Source organism: Psychrobacter glacincola, assembly GCF_965118485.1.
Classification (GTDB): Bacteria; Pseudomonadota; Gammaproteobacteria; order Pseudomonadales; family Moraxellaceae; genus Psychrobacter; species Psychrobacter glacincola_D.
This window is the reverse complement of record NZ_CBCPJH010000070.1, coordinates 1-3,126: the sequence shown is the minus strand read 5'-3', so window position 1 is coordinate 3,126 and position 3,126 is coordinate 1. Positions and strand designations below refer to the sequence as shown.

The window sequence follows — 3,126 nt, the reverse complement described above, 5'->3', positions numbered from 1 at the left end:
CGGACTCAGAACCTTTCCACTAGTAAGTATTGCATCCTGTGCTTTCATGTTAGTTGCTGTCGATATCTATCATGGCTCACAGCCTGAAGCGAGAATCATGTACGCGATTATTACGGGCATGGGCTTCATCGGTGGTGGGGCTATTTTTAAAGGCAATGATAGTGTAAAAGGGACGGCGACAGCAGCAAGCTTATGGAATACTGCTGCTATCGGTATCTCCGTTGCTTATGGGCGCTATGAGATTGCGATCATATTATCGGTGGTCAATTTCTTGATTCTGCAATTCTCAGAACCATTCAAGGTGAAGGATAAGCTGGAGTAGTTATTTTTCTTAGTTTCAATCGGGATACCTAAAAAATATGTTTAGCAAAGTCTAAGAGTGTGGTTCCCTAGTGAGGACTTGAATACTCCGCTTTGAGGCATTGGTATCAAATGCTTTGCTCACTGAAACAGTCATAGTGTACTTCGTGGTGTACCTGCCATACACATTCTATTCGTGATCGGTACGCTATACTGACAACCATACTCATGCTGATAATTGTTGTCTGTAATATGTGATAGCGTAGATCAGCATCATAATATTAAGCTTATATACCTATAGAATAGATACTTCTAGCCAATATGGGGGTGTTTTTCCTTTAGAAGCTTGAGAACGTGGCTGAAGGATACGTAATTCATATTTACCTGAATATGGAAGCGTGTAATAACCTTGGTCATCCAGCTCAGGGGCGTACTCTCCTACGTTAACAGAGTCTGCTAAATTCTTATGGAATAAATAAGAATCTACATTCCCTCCCGTTGTTTTAACAGAAAGCTTTTGGTTCTTTTTGGCATAAAATGTATAGGAATCGTACTTACTACCCTTTAATTTCCCATAATAGTTAGCTGAACTAGCGCCTTTTTTAAATTGAACATCAACAGTTTTAGCCACTGCATCTGAAGAGGCGGCCATTACTATAGGGCTTACCATTAGAACAGGAAGCGCAATTAGAATAGCAGCAGTTAAGTTTTTCATATTTTAAACACTCAAGCAGTAAAAAAAACTATTTTATCTTATTGCACACTGTCAACCTTTATAGATATGTTATATTAGTATTACTAATATAGAGAGTGCGTTGGTAAGTTACTGAATAAGGTTGCCCGTAATGGATAGTATTAATTAATGCCCTAGCTTCTAGTTCTACCGCAAACCTACCTATGGTAGTAAAAACCTGAATTTCATCACGTAAACAAAGAGAACACTGCTAAATAGTAGTGTTCTCTTATTATATTTAAAGGAAAAAATTATGCGTTCTTTGCTTCTAACGACAATGTGCTTAACGGGCAGCTTAGCTCTAGTGGCTTGTAATAACCATCGTGCCGACACCACGGATCTGAGTAAGCAGCCTACAATAGAAGTGCCGGTAGCGTCAGCGGCATTTACTGCTTTTGGAAACAAAGGAAAAATTTGGCGAATAGTGATTGAAGGAAATGAGCTAAGTATAGAGGCAAATTTCTTAAAGCCAACGACAGCAACAGTTACCGTGGTGGGTTCTGGTTCTGTCAATACTGAAGGTGTCGAATACGCGAGTACTGTCAATGGACAGCCTATTGTTGTGAATATAAAAAATAACCTTTGTATCGATGACAATGGCTATCAAAATGAATTTACTGCAATATTAACTTACGCAGGCAAAGCATATCAGGGTTGTGCCGTTGCTGGTGCAATAGAAATTGCGCCCACATAGTAGCAGACAAGCCCAAGCGGTAGCCAACGTATACCCATGAGAGTAATTACATTGCATTGTTGTAGGCATGAAAAAGTTGTCAAAATAACTAATCAGGCGCTTTCATGGGTTCGGTTCCCTAGTGAGGACGAACCTTCAGCTTCAGGCTAATGATATCGCGGTTTTGAGTTGTTGTGATAACTGTAGTGTACTTCATGATGTACTTACCATGCATATTCTATTCGAGATCGGTGCGCTATACAGGCATCGAACTGCCAGTATTGTATGTGAGGCTAATAACTATGAAGTCGATTGTCGCAGCATAGTTATCGCTCAATGACACAAATAGGATAACCGCTTGGGTTTCTGCCACCGCCTAGATCCAAGCAAATATCATCGTAATAAAATTCATGGGCTTTGATGCCTAGCCAAAATGCAAAAATAGCAGTGATAGCAATGATTATTATCATCTTATTATTCATATAGAGATCCTAGGTAAACAAGTAACTATAACGATATTTATTTGGATATATCTTATACGAATTAGAAATTAATAGAGCTGTAGCGTGTTCTCATGTTTTATTTTTTGTAAGGTAGTTCAAATAGGGAACCATCTGTTTCATCCTTCAACCCCATTAATAGACCACTTAAGATAGACTGCTATCATTGTAGTGGTCAACTAATTTAGGACAGCTGATAAGAGGTTTTTATTAAAATAGCGTTTCTCTTTTTCTAGCGGTGTTAAATAATTGTTGAAAGTATGCGGTCTCACGGTTTGATAATAGCCCCAGATATAATCAACAATGCCACTTTTAGCCTCAGCGATATTCTCATAACCGCCCTTTGGCCTCCACTCCGTCTTAAAGCTTCTAAAGAATCTTTCAGTTGGTGCATTATCCCAACAGTTACCTTTTCGGCTCATACTCTGCTTCATGCCGTCACAACTCGCCACGGATTCAGCAAACTTCTTACTGGTGTAATGGGTTCCCTGATCGGAGTGAAACAGCACACCACTTGGTTCCAGGCGGGTCTGATACGCCATCTGCAGCGCTTTAGTTGTCAACATGCTGTCAGGCGAATCTGACACGGCAAAGCCCACCATACGCCGAGCATACAAATCTAACACTACCGCTAAATAACACCAGCCGCCTTTAATGCGAATATAAGTGACATCGCCCGTCCAGAATTGATTGGGCACTGATGGGCTAAAGTTACAGTTCAATAGGTTGCTATGGATTTTATGCGCCTCATCACAGTGCTTATATTTGTGCGTCTTCAATTGACTGAGCTATGCTGAAAAAACCGTACACCTAAACTTGGTAAACTAAGCGTATTAATCGGAGTTTATCATGACCAAGAAAATAAGAAGCTATAGTGACGAATTTAAAGCCGAAGCCGTCAAGAAGATAGCAGACAATAA

At 40.0% G+C, this 3,126-nt stretch carries 5 protein-coding genes; 2 read left to right on the top strand and 3 right to left on the bottom strand.

The features are described 5' to 3' along the window. Positions 1-322, top strand: a 322-nt coding sequence (locus tag ACMHKH_RS14510; protein ID WP_413521329.1) for an MgtC/SapB family protein, incomplete at its 5' end; no start/stop codon positions are given. Between the two features lie 273 nt (positions 323-595). On the opposite strand, the gene ACMHKH_RS14505 is transcribed toward ACMHKH_RS14510, so the two are convergent. Next, complete coding sequence (locus tag ACMHKH_RS14505) at positions 596-1,015, bottom strand: PPC domain-containing protein (RefSeq protein WP_413521328.1); 420 nt, start codon at positions 1,013-1,015, stop codon at positions 596-598. A 271-nt stretch (positions 1,016-1,286) separates the two neighbouring features. Between ACMHKH_RS14505 and ACMHKH_RS14500 the strand changes: the two genes are divergently transcribed. Further along, on the top strand, positions 1,287-1,727 hold the full coding sequence (locus tag ACMHKH_RS14500; RefSeq protein ID WP_413521327.1) for a hypothetical protein: 441 nt from the start codon (positions 1,287-1,289) through the stop codon (positions 1,725-1,727). A 305-nt stretch (positions 1,728-2,032) separates the two neighbouring features. Here ACMHKH_RS14500 and ACMHKH_RS14495 read toward each other — a convergent pair whose 3' ends face one another. Beyond that, positions 2,033-2,188: a hypothetical protein gene (locus tag ACMHKH_RS14495; RefSeq protein ID WP_271134396.1), complete on the bottom strand. Its 156-nt coding sequence runs from the start codon at positions 2,186-2,188 to the stop codon at positions 2,033-2,035. Positions 2,189-2,385: 197 nt separating this feature from the next. Next, positions 2,386-2,985: an IS3 family transposase gene (locus tag ACMHKH_RS14490; RefSeq protein WP_413521326.1), complete on the bottom strand. Its 600-nt coding sequence runs from the start codon at positions 2,983-2,985 to the stop codon at positions 2,386-2,388. Positions 2,986-3,126 lie beyond the last annotated feature (141 nt).